The organism is Allochromatium tepidum (assembly GCF_018409545.1).
Taxonomy (GTDB): Bacteria; Pseudomonadota; Gammaproteobacteria; order Chromatiales; family Chromatiaceae; genus Thermochromatium; species Thermochromatium tepidum_A.
The window spans coordinates 1,383,943-1,404,590 of sequence record NZ_AP024563.1 but is presented as its reverse complement, the minus strand read 5'-3'; the positions used below and the strand labels follow the sequence as shown (position 1 = coordinate 1,404,590).

Here is a 20,648-nt window from a genome sequence, read left to right as displayed (position 1 = left end):
ATTCGTTGTAGTCTGGGTCGCGTCAGGGCGCGATCACTTCTTCGGGCGCTTGGCGCCGTACTTGGAACGCGCTTGGCGGCGCTTCTCGACACCCGAGGTATCCAGGGTGCCGCGCACGGTGTGGTAGCGCACGCCCGGCAAGTCTTTGACACGACCGCCGCGAATCAGGACCACCGAGTGCTCCTGAAGATTGTGGCCTTCGCCGCCGATGTAGGACGCGACCTCATACCCGTTGGTCAGACGCACGCGAGCCACCTTACGCAGAGCCGAGTTCGGCTTCTTGGGCGTGGTGGTGTAGACGCGCGTGCAGACCCCGCGACGCTGCGGACAGGCCTCGAGGGCGGGCACGTTGGTTTTCGCCACGTTCCGCTTGCGAGGCTTGCGGACGAGTTGGTTGATCGTTGCCATGCGATGAGTCTCCAGCGGCGCCCTCGCGCCATGATTCTTCTTTGGAGTCAAACGAAGCCTGCGCGCACGGGCCGGCTCGATGACATCGCCGGAATGACACGCACCAGATGCGACCGTCTGCTCAGGGGCCGGGCAAAGGCGCCCAAACCAGGGAATCGGATAAAAAATGAAGCTAGCCGATAGACCATCGGCTAGCTGAGACAGGGCAGTATAGGGAGGCGCCTAGGCCGTGTCAACCGGTTGATCGACCTAGGCGGATGCTCACTCAGACTACTCAGCGGCTTCCGGAGTATTGAGCGCCTGTTCCGGATCCTCGGTGGCCATCTCGACCTTGCCCGAGTCGAGCACCCGCTGACGGCGCCGTTCCTGATGGTAGGACAGCCCCGTACCGGCCGGGATGAGTCGACCGACGATGACGTTCTCCTTCAGACCCACGAGCCGGTCGGTCGAACCGCGCACCGCTGCTTCGGTCAGCACGCGCGTGGTCTCCTGGAACGAGGCCGCCGAGATGAAGGACTCGGTGGCCAGCGACGCCTTGGTGATGCCCAGGAGCAGCGGCTCGAACAGCGCCGGCTGCTTGCCCTCGGCCATGACGCGCTTGTTCTCGTCGATCAGCAACGCATGTTCGACCTGCTCGCCGCGCAGCAGTCGGGTGTCGCCGGGGGCCGTGACCTCAACCTTGCGCAACATCTGACGGACGATGACCTCGATGTGCTTGTCGTTGATCTTCACGCCCTGCAGGCGGTAGACGTCCTGGATCTCCTTGACCAGATATTCGGCCAGCGCCGTGACGCCCTTCAGACGCAGGATGTCGTGCGAGGCCAGCTCGCCGTCGGCGATCACCTCGCCGCGTTCGACGCGCTCGCCCTCGAAGACGTTGACGTGACGCCACTTCGGGATCAGCTCCTCGACCGTTTCGCCGTCGTCCTTGGTGATGATCAGACGCTGCTTGCCCTTGGTGTCCTTGCCGAAGCTGATGGTGCCGCTGGCCTCGGCGAGCAGCGCCGGTTCCTTGGGCTTGCGCGCCTCGAACAGATCCGCGACGCGCGGCAGACCGCCGGTGATGTCGCGGGTCTTGGAGGACTCCTGCGGGATACGCGCCAGGATGTCGCCCACGCCGACGTTGGCGCCGTTGGCCACGCTGACGATGGCGCCCGAGGACAGGGCATAGCGCGCCGGCAGATCCGTGCCCGCGATGTTGAGCTCGTTGCCGTCCTCGTCGAGCAGCTTGACCATCGGGCGCAGATCCTTGCCCGCCGCCGGACGCTGCTTGGGATCGATGACCACCAGCGAACTCAGACCCGTCACGTCGTCGGTCTGGGCCTGTACGGTCACGCCCTCGATGAAGTCCTCGAACTCCAGTCGACCGGCCACCTCGGTGACCACGGGGTGGGTGTGCGGATCCCAGGTCGCGACCACGTCGCCCGGCTTGACCGTGTCGCCGTCGCCGACACGCAGGGTCGCCCCATAGGGCACCTTGTAGCGCTCCTTCTCCATGCCGCGCTCGTCGACCACGGTCAGCTCGCCCGAACGCGAGACGGCGACCAGGTTGCCCGAGTGATGCTGCACGGTCTTGATGTTGTGCAGACGCGCCGAGCCGCCGTTCTTGATCTCGATGCTGCTGACGGCCGCCGCACGCGAGGCCGCACCGCCGATGTGGAAGGTCCGCATGGTGAGCTGGGTGCCCGGCTCGCCGATCGACTGAGCGGCGATGACACCGACCGCCTCGCCTATGTTGACGCGATGACCGCGCGCCAGATCGCGTCCGTAGCACTGGGCGCAGACGCCGAGTCGCGACTCACAGGTGATGGGCGAACGCACCCGCACCTGGTCGATACCGACCTCCTCGAAGCGCTCGACCCAGGACTCGTCGAGCAGGGTGCCGGCCTTGCAGATCAGTTCCGGGTTGTCGACGCCCGGACGATAGACATCGACCGCCGCCACGCGCCCGAGGATACGCTCGCGCAGCGGCTCGACCACGTCGCCGCCCTCGATGATGGGCGCCATGAGCAGCCCCTGATCGGTGCCGCAGTCCTCTTCGAGCACCACCATGTCCTGCGCCACGTCGACCAGACGCCGGGTCAGATACCCCGAGTTCGCGGTCTTGAGCGCGGTATCGGCCAGACCCTTACGCGCGCCGTGGGTCGAGATGAAGTACTGGATGACGTTCAGACCCTCGCGGAAGTTCGCGGTGATCGGCGTCTCGATGATGGAGCCGTCCGGCTTGGCCATCAGGCCGCGCATCCCGGCGAGCTGACGGATCTGAGCCGCCGAGCCGCGGGCGCCGGAGTTGGCCATCATGTAGATGGAGTTGAACGAGTCCTGCTTGCGCTCCTCGACCAGGCGCGTCGGCGCGTCCTTGAGCCCGATCGCCAGACGCTCACGCCCCTCGGACGCCTTGATCCGCTCGGGATCGAGCTTGGTCACGACCTCGGGACGGTAGCGCGCGGTCAGCTCGTCGAAACGGGCGTTGAACGCCTCCAGGCTCAGTTCCTCGCGCGCCAGCGCCCGAGCCGCCGAACGCAGCTCGCCCTGCCACTCGGCGAAAATCGCCCGCAGCGCCTCATAGCCCTCAGGCTCGACCGCCGACAGCGCCGCCTGACGGTACTCGCCGACCAGACGCTCGGCCTCGAAGCCGGGATCGGTCTTGGCCAGATCCGTACCCAGCTTGGACATCATCGCCTTGGCGACCTGATCGTTGGTGCGCGACCAGATGTCGACGACCTTGTTGTAGCGCTCGCCGTTCGTCACCAGACCCGAGGCGTACTGCTGCTGGATCTCCTGGACCTCGAGTTCGGCCGCCGCGAGCAGCGCGCCCTTGTCCATCTTGGCGTCCCGGTCGTCGCGCGGCACCTCCATGTCGTCCAGACCAATGGAAATGCCGGCGCGCGTGGCCATGCGGAAGCCCAGATACATGATCTGGTCGGCGAAGACTACGGTGTCCTTGAGTCCCAGGCGGCGATAGCAGGTGTTGATCAGCATCGAGATCTGCTTCTTGCCCAGCGGACGGTCGACCAGCTCGAAGGGCAGACCCTCGGGCACGATGGCGAACACCATCGCGCGTCCGACGGTCGTCTCCTTGATACTGGTGCGCTCGGTCAGGCTGCCGTCCTTGTGCTTGATGACCTCACGGATCCGCACCCGGCAGCGCGCGTGCAGATCGGCGTGTCCGGTCTCATAGGCACGACGCGCTTCGTCGATATCGACGAACAGACCGCCCTCACCCTTGGCGCCGATGCGCTCGCGGGTCATGTAATAGAGACCCAGCACCACGTCCTGCGACGGCACGATGATCGGTTCGCCGTTGGCGGGCGACAGAATGTTGTTGGAGGCCATCATCAGGGCGCGCGCTTCCAACTGCGCCTCCAGCGACAGCGGGACGTGCACGGCCATCTGGTCGCCGTCGAAGTCGGCGTTGAAGGCGGTACAGACCAGCGGATGGAGCTGGATCGCCTTGCCCTCGATCAGCACCGGCTCGAACGCCTGGATGCCCAGACGGTGCAGGGTCGGGGCACGGTTGAGCATCACCGGATGCTCGCGGATCACCTCTTCGAGGATGTCCCAGACCTCGGGCGTGCCGCGCTCGACCATCTTCTTGGCCGCCTTGATGGTGGCCGCCAGCCCGCGGAACTGGAGCTTGCTGAAGATGAAGGGCTTGAACAGCTCCAGGGCCATGCGCTTGGGCAGACCGCACTGATGGAGCTTGAGCGTCGGACCGACCACGATGACCGAACGGCCCGAGTAGTCGACACGCTTACCGAGCAGGTTCTGACGAAAGCGACCCTGCTTGCCCTTGATCATGTCGGCGAGCGACTTGAGCGGACGCTTGTTGGTGCCCGTGATCGCACGCCCGCGACGCCCGTTGTCGAGCAGCGCGTCGACCGCCTCCTGGAGCATGCGCTTCTCGTTGCGCACGATGATGTCGGGCGCGATCAGATCGAGCAGGCGCTTCAGGCGGTTGTTGCGGTTGATGACGCGGCGATAGAGATCGTTGAGATCCGAGGTCGCGAAGCGTCCGCCGTCGAGCGGCACCAGCGGGCGCAGCTCGGGCGGCAGCACCGGCAACACGGTCAGGATCATCCACTCAGGCCGGTTGCCCGAGGCCAGCAGCGACTCCATGAGCTTGAGGCGCTTGGCCAGCTTCTTGATCTTGGTCTCGGAGTTGGTCGACTCGATCTCCTCGCGCATGCGGCGGATCTCGGCCGCCATGTCGATGCTGCGCAGCAGCTCGTAGATGGCCTCGGCGCCCATGCGTGCGTCGAACTCGTCGCCGTTGGCTTCGAGCACGTCGAGATACTGCTCGTCATTGAGCAGTTGCCCGCGTTCGAGATCCACGATCATGCCCGGATCGATGACGACGAACGACTCGAAATAGAGGATGCGCTCGATGTCGCGCAGGGTCATGTCGAGCAGGAGACCGATGCGCGACGGCAGCGACTTGAGGAACCAGATGTGCGCCACCGGACTGGCCAGATCGATGTGACCCATGCGCTCGCGGCGCACCTTGGCCAGCGTGACCTCGACGCCGCACTTCTCGCACACCACGCCGCGATGCTTCAGACGCTTGTACTTGCCGCAGATGCACTCGTAGTCGGTGATGGGTCCGAAGATCTTGGCGCAGAACAGCCCGTCGCGCTCCGGCTTGAAGGTGCGATAGTTGATGGTCTCGGGCTTCTTGACCTCGCCATAGGACCAGGAACGGATCATCTCGGGCGAGGCCAGCCCGATCTTGATCGCGTCGAATTCGAGTGCCTGACCCTGTTGCTTGATGATTTTGAGTAGATCTTTCAAGACCTTGATCTCCTGCCTGGAATAACCGGCTTGGGATGGGTAGAGCGGCAGCGACACCCATCGCTACAACGCTTGAGCTGTGAGTCGAGCCTGGAGGCGACGCGCACGCGCACCGCCTCCGACCACGCATCAATCCTGCTGTAGCTCCACGTTGATGGCGAGCGAGCGGATCTCCTTGACCAGCACGTTGAAGGACTCGGGCATGCCGGCCTCCATGCGGTGATCCCCATCCACGATGTTCTTGTACATCTTGGTGCGCCCGTTGACGTCGTCGGACTTGACCGTGAGCATCTCCTGCAGGGTATAGGCGGCGCCATAGGCTTCCAGCGCCCAGACCTCCATCTCACCGAAGCGCTGACCGCCGAACTGCGCCTTGCCGCCCAGCGGCTGCTGCGTGACCAGGCTGTAGGGACCGGTCGAACGGGCGTGCATCTTGTCGTCGACCAGGTGGTTGAGCTTGATCATGTACATGTAGCCCACAGTGACCGGACGCTCGAACTGGTCGCCGGAGCGCCCGTCGAACAGAATGGTCTGACCGCTCGGAATGCCCTGTTCGGTGTCGTCGCGATCGGCGAGCTTGAGCATCGCCTTGATCTCTTCCTCGGTCGCGCCGTCGAAGACCGGCGTGGCCAGCGGCACGCCCTTGGTCAGATGACGCGCCAGCTCCAGGATCTCATCGTCGGAGAAGCTCGCCAGATCTTCCTGCTTGCCGCTGGTGTTGTAGACCTGTTCCAGGAAGGCACGCAGATCGGCGACGGCGGTCTGTTGCATCTGATGCTGCTGGAGCATCCGCCCGATCTTCTCGCCCAGACCCTGGGCCGCCCAACCGAGATGGGTCTCCAGCACCTGACCGACGTTCATGCGCGAGGGCACGCCGAGCGGGTTGAGCACGATGTCGACCGGTACGCCGTCGGCCGAGAACGGCATGTCCTCGACCGGCACCACCTTGGAGATGACACCCTTGTTACCGTGACGGCCGGCCATCTTGTCGCCGGGCTGGATGCGGCGCTTCACGGCCACATAGACCTTGACCATCTTGAGCACGCCGGGCGCCAGATCGTCGCCACTGGCGACCTTGCGCTTCTTGACCTCGTAGCGCTCGCGGAATTTCTCGCGCTGCTGCTTGACCTGGGCGGCGACGGCCTCGAGCTGGGTGGCGACGTCCTCGTCGCGCACGCGGATCTCGAACCAGGCATCGCGCGAACCCTTGGACTTGAGAGAGTCGAGATAGTCCTTGGTGATCTCGGAGCCGGGACGGAGACCGCCCGGACCGCCGTCGGCGACCTTGCCCACCAGGAGCTTCTCGACACGCTGGAAGGTGTCGTTCTCCATGATGCGCTGCTGGTCGGCGAAGTCCTTGCGCACGCGCTCCAGTTCCATCTCCTCGATCTCGATGGCGCGCTTGTCCTTGTCCACGCCGTCGCGGGTGAAGACCTGGACGTCGACCACGGTGCCGTTCATGCCCGAGGGCAGACGCAGCGAGGTGTCCTTCACGTCGGAGGCCTTCTCGCCGAAGATGGCGCGCAGCAGCTTCTCTTCCGGGGTCAGCTGGGTCTCGCCCTTGGGCGTGACCTTGCCGACCAGGATGTCGCCGTCGCGCACCTCGGCGCCGACATAGACGATGCCGGATTCGTCGAGCTTGGAGAGCGCCGACTCGCCCACGTTGGGGATATCGCCCGTGATCTCTTCCGGCCCGAGCTTGGTGTCGCGCGCCAAACAGGCCAGCTCCTCGATATGGATGGTGGTGAAGCGATCCTCCTGCACCACGCGCTCCGAGATCAGGATCGAGTCCTCGAAGTTGTAGCCGTTCCAGGGCATGAAGGCCACGCGCAGGTTCTGACCCAGGGCCAGCTCGCCCATGTCGGTCGAGGGACCGTCGGCCAGGATGTCGCCGCGCGCGATCGCATCACCCAGCTTGACCAGCGGACGCTGATTGATACAGGTGTTCTGGTTGGAGCGGGTGTACTTGGTCAGGTTGTAGATGTCGACGCCCGGCACGTCCGGGGTCTTGGCCGCCTCGTCGTCGTTGACGCGCACCACGATACGCGCCGCGTCGACCGATTCGATGACGCCGCCGCGTCGCGCGACCACGCACACGCCCGAGTCACGCGCCACCACGCGCTCCATACCGGTGCCGACCAGCGGCTTCTCGGCCCGCAGCGTGGGCACGGCCTGACGCTGCATGTTCGAGCCCATGAGCGCGCGGTTGGCGTCGTCGTGTTCCAGGAACGGGATCAGCGAGGCGGCCACCGAGACGATCTGACGCGGCGAGACGTCCATGTACTGGACTTCCTCGGGCGCGCGCATGGTGAACTCGTTGGCATGACGGCAGGAGACCAGCGCATCGGTGAGCCGGCCGTCCGCGTCCAGGGTCGCGTTGGCCTGGGCGATGACGAAGTTGCCCTCCTCGATCGCCGACAGATAGTCGATGCGGTCGGTGACGCGACCGTCCTCGACCTTGCGATAGGGCGTCTCCAGGAAGCCGTAGGAGTTGGCGCGTGCATAGACCGCCAGCGAATTGATCAGACCGATGTTCGGACCTTCAGGGGTCTCGATCGGGCAGACGCGGCCATAGTGGGTCGGATGTACGTCGCGCACCTCGAAGCCGGCACGCTCGCGCGCCAGACCGCCCGGACCGAGCGCCGAGACGCGCCGCTTGTGCGTGACCTCGGACAGCGGGTTGTTCTGGTCCATGAACTGCGAGAGCTGCGAGGAACCGAAGAACTCCTTGATCGCCGCCGACACCGGCTTGGCGTTGATGAGCTCCTGCGGCATCAGGCCCTCGGACTCGGCCAGCGACAGACGCTCCTTGACCGCGCGCTCGACGCGCACCAGACCGACGCGGAACTGGTTCTCGGCCATCTCGCCGACGCAGCGGATGCGGCGGTTGCCCAGGTGGTCGATGTCGTCGACCGTGCCGCGGCCGTTGCGCAGCTCGACCAGCACCTTGAGCGAGTCGATGATGTCCGAGCCGGCCTCGCCGTACTGATCGAAGAGCTTCTTGGAGAAGTCGTCGGTACGGGTGGCGAAATAGCGCCCGTCATAGATGACGCCCGGACCCGTCTCGTCGGCGCGACCGAGCCGGCGGTTGAACTTCATGCGACCGACCGCCGAGAGATCGTAGCGATCGGAGGTGAAGAACAGGTTGTGGAACAGATTCTGGGCGGCCTCCTTGGTCGGCGGCTCGCCGGGACGCATCATGCGATAGATCTCGATCTGGGCGTCCAGATCATTGGTCGTCGGGTCGATGCGCAGGGTCTCGGAGATGTAAGGCCCCTGATCGAGATCGTTGACGAACAGGGTCTCCAGGGTCTCGACGCCCTTGCGGAACAGGGTCTCCAGCAGCTCGGGCGTGATCGGATCATTGGCTTCGGCAAAGACCTCGCCGGTCTCTCTGTCGACCTGGGCATGGGCCAGGATGCGGCCGAGCAGGAAATCGGGCGGCACTTCCAGACGATCGACGCCGGCCTTCTGCAGCTCGCGGATGTGACGCGCGGTCACGCGCCGGCCGGACTCGACCAGCACCTCGTCGCCGATCTTCACATCGAAGCCGACGGTCTCGCCGCGCAGACGCTCGGGGACCAGATCCAGGGTGACGGTCTGACCCTGGAGACGGAAGGTATCGGTCTCGAAGAAACGCGCGAGGATGTCCTCGACGCCATAGCCGAGCGCGCGCAACAGCACCGTGGCCGGCAGCTTGCGCCGACGGTCGATACGCACGAAGACTTTGTCATTGTGGTCGAACTCGAAGTCGAGCCAGGAGCCGCGATAGGGAATCACGCGCGCCGAGAACAGCAGCTTGCCCGAGGAGTGGGTCTTGCCCTTGTCATGATCGAAGAAGACACCGGGCGAACGGTGCAACTGCGAGACGATGACGCGCTCGGTGCCGTTGATGATGAAGGTACCGGTCTCGGTCATGAGCGGCAGTTCGCCCATGTAGACCTCTTGCTCACGCACGTCCTTGACGACCTTGGAGCCGGCCGGAGCGTCCTTGTCGTAGATCACCAGCCGCAGCAGCACGCGCAGGGGCGCCGCGAAGGTCGCGCCGCGCAGATGACACTCGCGCTCGTCGAACACTGGATCGCCCAGGCGATACTTGACATACTCCAGGACGGCGTTGCCCGAGTAGCTCTCGATGGGGAACACGGACTTGAAGGCCGCATGCAACCCGAGATCCCGGCGGTCCTTGACCGGCACATCGGCTTGCAGGAACTCGCGATAGGAGTCGATCTGCGTCGCCAGCAGGAACGGGACGTCCAGGATACTGGGACGCTTGCCGAAGTCTTTGCGGATGCGCTTCTTTTCGGTGAACGAATAGGCCATTATGCCTTCCCTCGAGATGCTTGCGTGGGTCCCTGACGGGGCATGGACACGGATGCGGATGGCTCGAAACTTGGAACAGACTCAAGACACGCCCGGATCTGGGCGTGCTATCCCACCGGATTCGCCGAATCCAACGGGAAAAGGCCGGCGGCTAATCGCCGCCGGCCTCGCTTGCTTGGTCGAACGAATAACGACGCAACGCGCCGTTACTTGATCTCGACCGCGGCGCCGGCCTCTTCGAGCTCCTTCTTCGCGGCCTCGGCCTCGGCCTTGGACACGCCTTCCTTCAGGACGGTCGGAACGCCTTCGACGGCGTCCTTGGCTTCCTTCAGGCCCAGACCGGTGATCGAGCGCACGGCCTTGATGACGCCGACCTTGTTGGCGCCGAAGGAGGTCAGAACGACGTTGAACTCGGTCTGCTCTTCGACCGGAGCGGCATCAGCGGCTGCAGCCGGACCGGCGGCCACGACAGCGGCGGCGGCGGTCACGCCGAACTTCTCTTCCATCGCGCTGATGAGGTCGACGACCTCGAGCACGGTCATGTTGCCAATCGCTTCGAGAATGTCGTCTTTCGAAACGGCCATGGGTTTCTCCTAGAAAATACGGTTGATCGGGTAGCTGATGGATGGAAGACGCGCTTTACGCGGCTTCCTTGGCATCGCGAATCGCGGCGACGGTGCGGACGAGCTTGCCCGGCACCTCGTTGAGCGTTGCGGCGAGCTTCTGGACCGGAGCCTTCATGGTCGCCATGAGCAGACTGATCGCCTGATCGTAGGTCGGCATCTTGGCCAGATTGCCGATCTCGGTGGGCGCGAGCAGCTTGCCGCCCAGGGCGATGATCCGCACCTGGAACTTGTCGTGCTCCTTGGCGAAGGGCTCCAGGACGCGCGCGACCGAACCCGGATCGTCCTGCGAGAACGCGAGGATCATCGGGCCGGTGAGCCCATCCCGCATGCAGGCGAAATCCGTGTCTTCCAGCGCGCGCTTGGCCAGGGTATTCTTGACCACGCGCACATAGACCCCGGCCTTGCGTGCTTCCACGCGCAGCTTGGTCAGTTGCTCGACGGTCAGGCCCCGGTACTCGGCCGCAATGGCCGAATAGGCGCTCTTTGCAACTTCCGCGACTTCGGCGACGATTGCTTCTTTTTGCGCAAAATTCAGCGCCACTGTCGTCACCTCTACTGACATTGGAACCCGGTCGAGACCGGGCGGCGAGCGGACCGTCACCTCCAGTGACGAACCGACTCGCCAGGTTCGTGCGCCGTCATCAGCTAAGGATCTGACTCGGGAGCACCGTCTGCGCGGGCGTGGTGGGCATTAAGTCCAGACGCCGCATTCCGTCATAGCGTCTCGGACACCCGCGGTCTTTGACGGTCTCCAGCGATGCCCGAGACCTCAAAGAAAACCCTCCAGGCGTGTCGGCCCGAGAGCCGACACCCCGGATCAGAAGGTCAGGGCCGAATGATCGACCGTCAGGCCCGGTCCCATGGTGCTGGAGACCGTGACCTTCTTCATGTAGATACCCTTGGCGGCGGTCGGCTTGGCCTTCATCAGACTGCCGAGCAGCATCTCAAGGTTCTCGCGCAGCTTCTCCGGCTCGAAGTCGACCTTGCCGAGCGGGCAGTGGATGATGCCCGCCTTGTCGGTGCGATAGCGCACCTGACCGGCCTTGGCATTGCGCACGGCTTCAGCCACATCCGGAGACACGGTACCGACCTTGGGGTTGGGCATCAGGCCACGCGGGCCGAGCACCTTACCGAGCTGACCGACGATGCGCATGGCATCCGGAGAGGCGATGACGACGTCGTAGTCGAGCTGACCGGCCTTCATCTCTTCGGCCAGATCTTCGAAACCGACCTTGTCGGCCCCGGCTTCGCGCGCCGCATCGGCGGCTGCGCCCTGGGCGAAGACGGCCACGCGCACGGTCTTGCCGATGCCGTGCGGCAGCACGGTCGAACCGCGAACGACCTGATCCGACTTACGCGGATCGACGCCCAGATTCACCGCGACATCGATGCTTTCGGCGAACTTGACCTGGGAGAGTTCCTTGAGCAGCGAGAAAGCCTCATCAGCCGGATAGAGCTTGCCGGCCTCGACACGCTCCCGGATCGCACGCACACGCTTGCTGAGACGCGCCATATCAGTTCACCCCTTCGACGTTCAGACCCATGGAGCGCGCGCTGCCGGCGATGGTGCGCACGGCGGCATCCATATCGGCCGCAGTCAAATCGGGCATCTTGACGGCGGCGATCTGTTCGAGCTGCTCGCGCGTGACGGTGCCGACCTTGTTGGTGTTCGGCTTGGCACTGCCGCTGCCGATGCCGACGGCTTTCTTCAGCAGGATCGAAGCCGGCGGGGTCTTGGTGATGAAGGTGAAGCTGCGATCCGAGTAGACCGTGATGACCACGGGCGTCGGGATGCCCTTCTCCATGTCCTGTGTGCGCGCATTGAACGCCTTGCAGAACTCCATGATGTTGACGCCGTGCTGACCAAGAGCGGGACCGACCGGCGGACTGGGGGTCGCTTCGCCGGCCTTCACCTGCAGCTTGATGTAGGCATTGATCTTCTTTGCCACGATGAGTCTCCAGTGGGTGCAAACGCCGGAGGATCGATCCGGCTCCCCGTGTGTATATCCCCGATGCGGGGTTGGGAGACCGCGTCCAGACGGGACGCGGCCGGAAATTCAGTTCACGCGGACGCGAATGCCGTGACGCTCAGACCTTCTCGACCTGGGCGAATTCCAGTTCGACCGGCGTCGAGCGACCGAAGATGAGCACCGAGACCTTGACACGACTCTTGTCGTAGTCGACGTCCTCGACCACGCCGTTGAAATCGGTGAAGGGTCCGTCGACGACGCGCACCACCTCGCCCGGCTCGTAGAGCACCTTCGGGCGCGGCTTCTCGCCGCCTTCCTGCAAGCGCTGCAGGATGACCTCGGCCTGAGAGTCCGGAATGGGCGCCGGACGATCGCCCGTGCCGCCGATGAAGCCCATGACCTTGGGCACGTTCTTGACCAGATGCCAGGTCTCGTCGGTCAGTTCCATGTGGACGAGGACATAGCCGGGGAAGAACTTACGCTCGCTCTTGCGCTGCTGTCCGCCGCGCATCTCGACCACTTCCTCGGTCGGCACCAGGATCTGCCCGAACATCTCTTCGAGCCCGGCGCGCTTGACGCGGTCTTCCAGCGAACGCTTGACCTGCCCCTCGAAGCCCGAGTAGGCATGAATGACGTACCAACGCTTGGACATGCTCAGCCTCCCTGGCCGGTCAGGAATCGCAGGATCGACATCAGGATCATATCGAACAGCCAGAGGACGATACCGAGGATCAGCACCATGACCACGACCACCAGGGTCGTCTGCAAGGTCTCCTGGCGCGAGGGCCAGACGACCTTGCGCACTTCCATGCGCGAGTCGGAGATGAACTGCCAGAGCGCACGACCGCGCTCGGTCTGGAAGGCGATGGCCGCCGCCCCGCCGCTGATCACCAGCAGCGCGATCACGCGCAGCAGTGTCGAGACTCCGGAGAAATAATAGAAGGCCAGGATACCGCCGACCAAGAGGAATGCAGCGCCACCCAGCTTGAGAGAATCCAAGCCGGCACTGCGGGTCTCTGCGCGTGAACTCATGAATTCGCCTATTTCCAAACCGCGTCTAGCGCGACAAATTTAGCTTTCCGGCTCGATACAGCACATCACAAACCAACGGACTCAGCGGAACGCGGCCTGAGAAGATGCCGTCAAAACGCGCCCGACAGGAAGCCTCATTGACTCACGCGAAGCTAGGGGATCTCACCACAAACCGCTCCCATGAGGGGGCGGTCTAGGTGATTTGAATGGCAGGCCAGGAGGGACTCGAACCCCCAACCTGCGGTTTTGGAGACCGCTGCTCTGCCAATTGAGCTACTGGCCTAAACTCGAAGCGATATCGGCAGACACGAAACCTGGGGATGATTTCGCGTCACCGTGATCGCGGATTACTCGATGATCTTGGAAACCACACCCGCGCCGACGGTGCGACCGCCCTCGCGGACCGCAAAGCGCAGACCTTCTTCCATGGCGATCGGCGCGATCAGCTTGATCGTCATCTTGACGTTGTCGCCCGGCATCACCATTTCGACGCCCTCGGGCAGCTCGCAGGCGCCGGTGACGTCGGTGGTGCGGAAGTAGAACTGCGGACGGTAGCCGTTGAAGAAGGGGGTGTGACGCCCGCCTTCTTCCTTGCTCAGCACGTACACTTCGGCCTCGAAGTGGGTGTGCGGGGTGATCGAGCCGGGCTTGGCCAGCACCTGGCCGCGCTCGACGTCTTCACGCTTGGTGCCGCGCAGCAGGGCGCCGATGTTGTCGCCGGCCTGACCCTGGTCGAGCAGCTTGCGGAACATCTCCACCCCGGTGCAGGTGGTCTTGACGGTATCGCGGATACCGACGATGGCCACTTCATCGCCGACCTTGACGATGCCGCGCTCGACACGACCGGTCACCACGGTGCCGCGACCCGAGATCGAGAACACGTCTTCGATCGGCATCAGGAAGGCGCCGTCGATGGCCCGCTCCGGCTCGGGGATGTAGCTGTCGAGCGCTTCCATCAGCCGGTCGATCGAGGGACCGCCGATCTCGGAGGTGTCGCCTTCCAGCGCCAGCTTGGCCGAACCCGTGATGATCGGGGTGTCGTCGCCGGGGAAGTCGTAGCTGGAGAGCAGCTCGCGCACTTCCATTTCGACCAGCTCCAGGAGCTCGGCGTCGTCGACCATGTCGGCCTTGTTCAGGTACACCACGATGTAGGGCACGCCGACCTGACGCGACAGCAGGATGTGCTCGCGGGTCTGGGGCATCGGGCCGTCGGCGGCCGACACGACCAGGATCGCGCCGTCCATCTGGGCGGCACCCGTGATCATGTTCTTGACGTAGTCGGCGTGGCCGGGGCAGTCGACGTGGGCGTAGTGCCGCTTGGCGCTCTCGTACTCCACGTGCGCCGTGGCAATGGTGATGCCGCGCTCACGCTCTTCCGGGGCGTTGTCGATCTGGTCGTAGGCCCGCGCCTCGCCGCCGAACTTCTTCGCCTGATGCGTGGTGATCGCCGCCGTCAGCGTGGTCTTGCCATGGTCGACGTGGCCGATGGTGCCGACGTTGACGTGAGGCTTGCTACGTTGAAATTTTTCTTTCGACATGAACGGCTCCCCGCATGTGACAAAATCGACTGGACGCACCTGACGGCACGCAAGACCCTGATTCAAAAAACTGGAGCCCATGACCGGAATTGAACCGGTGACCTCACCCTTACCAAGGGTGTGCTCTACCGACTGAGCTACATGGGCAAAAACTCAAACGACCTTCATGCAAGACCTGGAGCGGGTGATGGGAATCGAACCCACACCATCAGCTTGGAAGGCTGAGGTTCTACCATTGAACTACACCCGCGAAAACGTCGAGTCGAGCCGCGCCGGACATCCGCGAGAACGTCAATCGCAACGAACAATTTGGTGGAGGGGGGAGGATTCGAACCTCCGAAGGCTGAGCCGTCAGATTTACAGTCTGATCCCTTTGACCGCTCGGGAACCCCTCCAAATGAGCGGCGCATTCTAGGGGGGAACGCAGACCCCGTCAACAGGTATTTTACGTCAGATCGAAGATCGCCCGTCGACGCTGCCCGACGCCCGCCGTTTCGCTGCAATGCGTTCGTCATGCAGCCACGCGGCCCAAGCTGCTAACATGCGCGGCTTCGACCCTATTTTCTTTACGCTTATCCGAGAATTACAGCGATGGATGTGACGATCTTTGGTACTGGATATGTGGGCCTGGTGACGGGTGTCTGTCTGGCCGAGGTGGGCAACAACGTGCTCTGCATCGACATTGATCCGAACAAGATCGATCTGCTCAACAGCGGCGGGGTGCCGATCTACGAGCCCGGACTCGACGAAATGATTCAGTCCAACCGCGAGTCGGGCCGGCTGCGCTTCTCGACCGATGCCAAGGCCGGTGTCGAGCATGGGCTGTTCCAGTTCATCGCCGTCGGCACCCCGCCCGACGAGGACGGCTCGGCGGATCTCCAATACGTCCTGGCGGTCGCGCGCACCATCGCCGAGCACATGACCGAGTACCGCATCCTGGTCGACAAATCGACCGTACCCGTGGGTACCGCCGACCGGGTCGCCGACACGGTGCGCGAGGTGCTGGCGAGCCGGGGCCGGACGGTCGAATTCGACGTCGTCTCCAATCCCGAATTTCTCAAGGAAGGCGCGGCGATCGAGGACTTCATGCGCCCGGATCGCATCATCGTCGGTACCGACAATCCGCGCACGGCAGAGCTTCTGCGCGCGCTCTATGCGCCATTTAACCGCAGTCACGACCGGCTGATGCTGATGGACGTGCGCTCGGCCGAGCTGACCAAGTACGCCGCCAACGCCATGCTGGCGACCAAGATCAGCTTCATGAACGAGCTGTCGAACATCGCCGAAGCCGTCGGCGCGGACATCGAGAAGGTGCGCGTCGGCATCGGCTCGGATCCGCGCATCGGCTATCAGTTCATCTATCCGGGCTGCGGCTATGGCGGCTCCTGCTTCCCCAAGGACGTGCGCGCCCTGGAGCGCACCGCGCGCGGGCTGGGCTATGAGGCTGAACTCCTGCAAGCGGTCGAGGCGGTGAACTTCCGCCAGAAAAAGGTGCTCTTCAACAAGATCCGCGACTATTTCGGCGGCGAGCTGGCGGGCAAGACCATCGCCATCTGGGGCCTGTCCTTCAAGCCCAACACCGACGACATGCGCGAGGCGTCCAGTCGGGTGCTGATGGAGGCGCTGTGGGAGGCCGGCGCGCGGGTCCGGGCCTATGATCCGGTGGCGATGGAGGAGACGCACCGGATCTATGGCGAACGCGCCGATCTGACCCTGGCCAATGACGCGCTCACGGCCGTCGATGGCGCCGATGCACTGGTGGTCGTGACCGAGTGGTCGCAATTCCGCAGCCCGAACTTCGACGCGATCCGCTCCCGACTGCGCACACCGGTCATCTTCGATGGACGCAACATCCTCGATGGATCACTCGCCCGCGCCGCCGGGCTGACCTATGTCTCCATCGGCCGCGCGCCGCTGAACCCCGCCTGATCCGTCTCCGTCCGGCGTGGACCTGCCACGCCGGACGGAATCCCGATCAGAAGCGGTGGCTCCAACCGAGACCGACCTCGAACTGCTCCATGTAGAGACTGCCGGACTGGGTCTGGGTCAGGGTCGGGCTGGTGCCGTCGAAGGTCGCCTTGGGCATGTAGGCGAGCGAGATCGAGAACTCGTCCGACTTGGTCGCCTTGTAGGCCGCGCCGAGCGTCCAGTGCCAACGCACGGTCGCCGGCGCCAGCACATTGAACAGCCCCTGGCGATCGGACTTCAGGAAGTCGGTGTTGTAGCTCACACCGCCCATCAGGGTCAGGCGGTCGGTGGCCTCGTAGCTCAGACCCAGTTTGAGTACGTCCATACTCTCCCAGCCGAAGCCGACGCCACTGTTGCCGCCGAGACAATAGGACGGCTTCGGCCCCGCCTGCTGACAAGCGGTGAGATCCGCATCGTTGGAGTTGGCGATCGAGTCGGTCTCGTCGTAGAAGATGTGCTGATAGTCGAAGGCGATGGTGAGGTTCGGCCGAGCCTTGTAGGCGAGGCCCAGATTGAACATCGCCGGGATGTCGAAGGAACCGCCATCGGCGAAGAGACCGGCATACTCATCGAACTTGCTCATCCAGATCGTCGTGCGATAGGAAGCGCCGAGCGCAAGCTGGTCTGTGACCTGTCCGTACCAGCCGAAGTGCAGGCCCCAGCCATAGCTCCAGTCATCGCCGTTGTTGGTGACCTTGTCGGGATTCACCGACATCTGCCTGAAGGGTTCGAGTCCGGTCGCCTCGAATCGCTGGATCGCAAACACGGGCGCGATACCCACGGCCCGGTTTCCGTCGCCGAGCTTCAGGGTATAGGGGATCTCGATGAAGAGCTGTTCGAGATTGATGCCGGTCGGGGTCGTGGCCGTGTAGATGCCGTTCGGATTGCCGTTGACCGTGCCCGCCACCGGTTCCGTGACCGGCCTGGGCCGGCCCGAGGAGAAGTCGAAATAGGGGCCGACGCTACCGTCCGGATAGGCGCCGACACGCTGGTTGGGATAGACCGAGAAGTTCTCGAAGGGAGCACGGCTCTTGTAGCGCGTATTCATCCCGCCATTGCCGAAGACCGTGATGCCGATGGTGCTGCGTTCGTCGAGATGATGGTTGTAACCGAAGCTCGGGACCAGGAACCAGTCGTCGCTGCTGTCGTACTCACCCGGAGTCACGAAGCCGCCCGCCGGCAGGCTGAAGGTTCCCTGACCGGTCTGGATCTGCTGAGTCGCATAATCCTCGTTGGCCTTGTAGCCGCGGGGCGAGGGGCTGAATAAGGACACCCCGACATCGAAACCGTGGCCGATGACGGCCATGCCGGCCGGGTTGGTCGCCGTGACCAGCGTGTCCTGCGGCAGGGCCGTGGCCACGCCGGCCATGGCCTTGGAGCGCACACCCCAGCCGTGTGAAAAATAGCCGTTGGTGGCTGAGGCCGTGACCGGAATCGCACCGGCGGTCACTAGGGCCAGGGCCAGCGAATGCCTGATTTTCGTTTTCATAACCCGGGATGTCCCCCTGCAAGGTTTTATAAGGCCATCGATCTTCGATCGATATCGATCCACTCTCGCCGAACCCGCATGGATCCCATGCGGTGGGAAGGCTCCGGGACCACGGCAAGCCCCGTCCGGTCAGGACGGGATGGGGCCACCGAGACACCCTGGCCTCCTCACCCGTGATATTGGGTCGGAAGATAACGGATTGTCAAAAATCAATCGATCGATGCGGACCGTGCAGAGGATGCATCAACGGCAAAAAATTCGAGGAACCGGGCCGCCTCCAATCAGCCCCGACTCGCCCGCTTGCGATCGCTCTCCTTGAGATGACGCTTGCGCACGCGGATGGCGCTCGGGGTGATCTCGACCAGCTCGTCGTCCTCGATGAACTCCAGCGCCTGTTCCAGGGTGAACTTGACCGGCGGCGTGAGCAGGATGTTCTCGTCCGAACCGGCGGCGCGGATGTTGGTCAACTGCTTGGCCTTGAGCGGATTGACGGTCAGATCGTTGTCGCGCGAGTGGATGCCGACCACCTGTCCCTCGTAGACCTCTTCGCCGGGCGAGACCATCATCCGTCCGCGCTCTTGCAGGTTGAACAGCGCATAGCCGAGCGCCTTGCCGGTGGCGTTCGAGATCATGGCACCGTTGCGGCGTGGCGCGATGCCGCCCATATGCGCCGGACGATAGCGCTCGAAGACGTGGTACTTGAGTCCGGTGCCCGAGGTCAGGGACATGAACTCGGTCTGGAAGCCGATCAGACCGCGCGAGGGGATCTCGTAATCCAGCCGCACCCGGCCCTTGCTGTCCGGCACCATGTCTTTCAGCTCACCGCGCCGCTCGCCGAGCGCCTGCATGATCGACCCCTGCGAGGTCTCGTCGATGTCGACCGTGAGCTGCTCGTATGGCTCGCAGATCTGGCCGTCGATCTCGCGGAAGATGACCTCGGGACGCGACACCGCCAGCTCGAAGCCTTCGCGGCGCATGGTTTCGAGCAGGATCGACAGATGCAGCTCGCCGCGCCCGGAGACGCGGAATTTCTCCGGATCGTTGCCCTCCTCGACGCGCAGGGCGACGTTGTGGATCAGCTCGCGTTCGAGCCGGTCCTTAAGCTGACGCGAGGTCAGATACTTGCCCTCTTTGCCGGCGAAGGGCGAGGTGTTGACCTGGAAGGTCATGGTCACGGTCGGCTCGTCGACGGTGAGCGTCGGCAGGGCCCGGACGTGTTCGGGATCGCACAGGGTATCCGAGACGCCGGGCGCCTCGATGCCGGTCAGGGCCACGATGTCGCCGGCCGTGGCCTCGGGCACCTCGTGGCGGTCGAGACCCAGATAGCCGTAGACCAGACCGATCTTGGCCTTGTGGCGCGTGCCGTCGGGCTTGACCACGACGACCTGCTGGTTGGGCTTGACGCGCCCGTGGCGGATGCGCCCGACGGCGATGGCGCCGACATAGGCGTTGTAGTCGAGGGTCGAGACCTGCATCTGGAACGGCGAATCCGGATCGACCTCGGGCGCCGGGCAGTGCTGGACGATGGCCTCGAACAGCGGGGTCATATCGCCTTCGCGCACGTCGTCGGTGAGGCCCGCGTAGCCGTTCAGGCCGGAGGCGTAGACGATGGGGAAATCGAGCTGCTCGTCGCTGGCGCCGAGCCGGTCGAACAGGTCGAACACCTGATCGATGACCCAGTCCGGACGCGCGCCCGGACGGTCGATCTTGTTGATGACCACGATCGGGCGCAGACCGTGCGCGAACGCCTTGCTGGTGACGAAGCGGGTCTGGGGCATGGGGCCTTCCTGGGCATCGACCAGGAGCAGCACCGAGTCGACCATCGACAGCACGCGCTCGACCTCGCCGCCGAAATCGGCGTGGCCTGGGGTGTCGACGATGTTGATGCGGTAGTCGTTCCAGCGCAGCGCGGTGTTCTTCGACAGAATGGTGATGCCGCGTTCCTTCTCCAGCGCGTTGGAGTCCATCACCCGTTCGACCGGCCCGAAGCGGTCGCCGAGCGTGCCGGACTGCTGCAACAGCTTGTCCACCAGCGTGGTCTTGCCATGATCGACGTGGGCGATGATGGCGATGTTACGAAGATTTTCGATCACAGGACTGGACTCCGGGCGCAGCGGCTAAGGATTGACGATGGATTCGGGGTTGGGGGTCGGGATGTCTGGCGGGAAACGGGGTCGCGGCCGGGATGGACGTGACTGAATTCGGCCTCGCCGGCGATTATATACGTCCGACGGACGAATCGCGTGCTGTGTCTTGCGCGTCGGCGGATGTCGGGGTGGCGGGCGGTGAGGTGTCGCCAGGGTCGATCCGGCGACGATTGTTCGGGTGGCGTCTCGTCATGATTCCGCAACACTTGGCCCGGCTTGGATTTTTCCGAGATACCAACAGAGCCTGTGGATAAGTCTGTGCACAACTTTCGTTCGTCGGCTTCCAGGGCGCGTGGTTACTGGACGCGAAACAGATCGGTCGCATTTTGACCGCTTGAAAAAAGCTTTTAAATTCA

The 20,648-nt window shown here is 64.0% G+C and carries 13 protein-coding genes and 4 tRNA genes; 1 reads left to right on the top strand and 16 read right to left on the bottom strand.

Annotated features, from left to right (window positions below; translation table 11 throughout):
- Positions 1–33 precede the first annotated feature (33 nt).
- The 14 genes from rpsL to Atep_RS06620 form a co-directional block, all read right to left on the bottom strand.
- Positions 34–408 carry a 30S ribosomal protein S12 gene (gene rpsL / locus Atep_RS06685; protein ID WP_012971556.1) on the bottom strand — a complete coding sequence of 125 codons (375 nt, stop codon included), beginning with the start codon at positions 406–408 and terminating at the stop codon, positions 34–36.
- 270 nt (positions 409–678) lie between these two features.
- A complete protein-coding gene (gene rpoC / locus Atep_RS06680) occupies positions 679–5,199 on the bottom strand; it encodes a DNA-directed RNA polymerase subunit beta' (protein WP_213381018.1) in 4,521 nt (1,506 codons plus the stop codon).
- A gap of 129 nt (positions 5,200–5,328) precedes the next feature.
- Positions 5,329–9,522, bottom strand: a complete 4,194-nt coding sequence (gene rpoB / locus Atep_RS06675; protein ID WP_213381016.1) for a DNA-directed RNA polymerase subunit beta — start codon at positions 9,520–9,522, stop codon at positions 5,329–5,331.
- Between the two features lie 206 nt (positions 9,523–9,728).
- Complete coding sequence (gene rplL / locus Atep_RS06670; protein ID WP_213381014.1) at positions 9,729–10,106, bottom strand: 50S ribosomal protein L7/L12; 378 nt, start codon at positions 10,104–10,106, stop codon at positions 9,729–9,731.
- Positions 10,107–10,161: 55 nt separating this feature from the next.
- Positions 10,162–10,689, bottom strand: a complete 528-nt coding sequence (gene rplJ, locus Atep_RS06665) for a 50S ribosomal protein L10 (protein WP_176978337.1) — start codon at positions 10,687–10,689, stop codon at positions 10,162–10,164.
- 276 nt (positions 10,690–10,965) lie between these two features.
- Positions 10,966–11,661, bottom strand: a complete 696-nt coding sequence (gene rplA, locus Atep_RS06660) for a 50S ribosomal protein L1 (protein WP_213381012.1) — start codon at positions 11,659–11,661, stop codon at positions 10,966–10,968.
- Position 11,662: 1 nt separating this feature from the next.
- Complete coding sequence (rplK, locus tag Atep_RS06655) at positions 11,663–12,097, bottom strand: 50S ribosomal protein L11 (RefSeq protein ID WP_213381010.1); 435 nt, start codon at positions 12,095–12,097, stop codon at positions 11,663–11,665.
- A gap of 139 nt (positions 12,098–12,236) precedes the next feature.
- Positions 12,237–12,770, bottom strand: coding sequence for a transcription termination/antitermination protein NusG (gene nusG / locus Atep_RS06650; protein WP_213381009.1), 534 nt, complete (start codon positions 12,768–12,770; stop codon positions 12,237–12,239).
- A gap of 2 nt (positions 12,771–12,772) precedes the next feature.
- Positions 12,773–13,150: a preprotein translocase subunit SecE gene (secE, locus tag Atep_RS06645; protein ID WP_213381007.1), complete on the bottom strand. Its 378-nt coding sequence runs from the start codon at positions 13,148–13,150 to the stop codon at positions 12,773–12,775.
- A gap of 207 nt (positions 13,151–13,357) precedes the next feature.
- A tRNA-Trp gene (locus Atep_RS06640) sits at positions 13,358–13,433 on the bottom strand.
- 64 nt (positions 13,434–13,497) lie between these two features.
- Entirely contained in the window at positions 13,498–14,688 is a 1,191-nt protein-coding gene (tuf, locus tag Atep_RS06635; RefSeq protein WP_213381006.1) for an elongation factor Tu, read from the bottom strand.
- A gap of 71 nt (positions 14,689–14,759) precedes the next feature.
- Positions 14,760–14,835, bottom strand: a tRNA-Thr gene (locus Atep_RS06630).
- A 29-nt stretch (positions 14,836–14,864) separates the two neighbouring features.
- A tRNA-Gly gene (locus tag Atep_RS06625) sits at positions 14,865–14,938 on the bottom strand.
- Positions 14,939–14,998: 60 nt separating this feature from the next.
- Positions 14,999–15,083: transfer RNA gene (locus Atep_RS06620), tRNA-Tyr, on the bottom strand.
- Positions 15,084–15,279: 196 nt separating this feature from the next.
- On the opposite strand from Atep_RS06620, the gene Atep_RS06615 reads away from it, so the two are divergent.
- Positions 15,280–16,617 carry a UDP-glucose dehydrogenase family protein gene (locus Atep_RS06615; RefSeq protein WP_213381003.1) on the top strand — a complete coding sequence of 446 codons (1,338 nt, stop codon included), beginning with the start codon at positions 15,280–15,282 and terminating at the stop codon, positions 16,615–16,617.
- Positions 16,618–16,663: 46 nt separating this feature from the next.
- Here Atep_RS06615 and Atep_RS06610 read toward each other — a convergent pair whose 3' ends face one another.
- Positions 16,664–18,145: an OmpP1/FadL family transporter gene (locus Atep_RS06610; protein ID WP_213381001.1), complete on the bottom strand. Its 1,482-nt coding sequence runs from the start codon at positions 18,143–18,145 to the stop codon at positions 16,664–16,666.
- A 281-nt stretch (positions 18,146–18,426) separates the two neighbouring features.
- Entirely contained in the window at positions 18,427–20,238 is a 1,812-nt protein-coding gene (gene typA, locus Atep_RS06605) for a translational GTPase TypA (RefSeq protein WP_213380998.1), read from the bottom strand.
- Positions 20,239–20,648 lie beyond the last annotated feature (410 nt).

Excerpts from the sequence above, each read along its gene's own strand:
- tuf (WP_213381006.1), bottom strand. The coding sequence starts at position 14,688 with ATGTCGAAAGAAAAATTTCAACGTAGCAAGCCTCACGTCAACGTCGGC.
- rplA (WP_213381012.1), bottom strand. The coding sequence starts at position 11,661 with ATGGCGCGTCTCAGCAAGCGTGTGCGTGCGATCCGGGAGCGTGTCGAG.
- rplL (WP_213381014.1), bottom strand. The coding sequence starts at position 10,106 with ATGGCCGTTTCGAAAGACGACATTCTCGAAGCGATTGGCAACATGACC.
- Atep_RS06615 (WP_213381003.1), top strand. The coding sequence starts at position 15,280 with ATGGATGTGACGATCTTTGGTACTGGATATGTGGGCCTGGTGACGGGT.
- Atep_RS06610 (WP_213381001.1), bottom strand. The coding sequence starts at position 18,145 with ATGAAAACGAAAATCAGGCATTCGCTGGCCCTGGCCCTAGTGACCGCC.
- nusG (WP_213381009.1), bottom strand. The coding sequence starts at position 12,770 with ATGTCCAAGCGTTGGTACGTCATTCATGCCTACTCGGGCTTCGAGGGG.
- rpsL (WP_012971556.1), bottom strand. The coding sequence starts at position 408 with ATGGCAACGATCAACCAACTCGTCCGCAAGCCTCGCAAGCGGAACGTG.
- secE (WP_213381007.1), bottom strand. The coding sequence starts at position 13,150 with ATGAGTTCACGCGCAGAGACCCGCAGTGCCGGCTTGGATTCTCTCAAG.
- rpoB (WP_213381016.1), bottom strand. The coding sequence starts at position 9,522 with ATGGCCTATTCGTTCACCGAAAAGAAGCGCATCCGCAAAGACTTCGGC.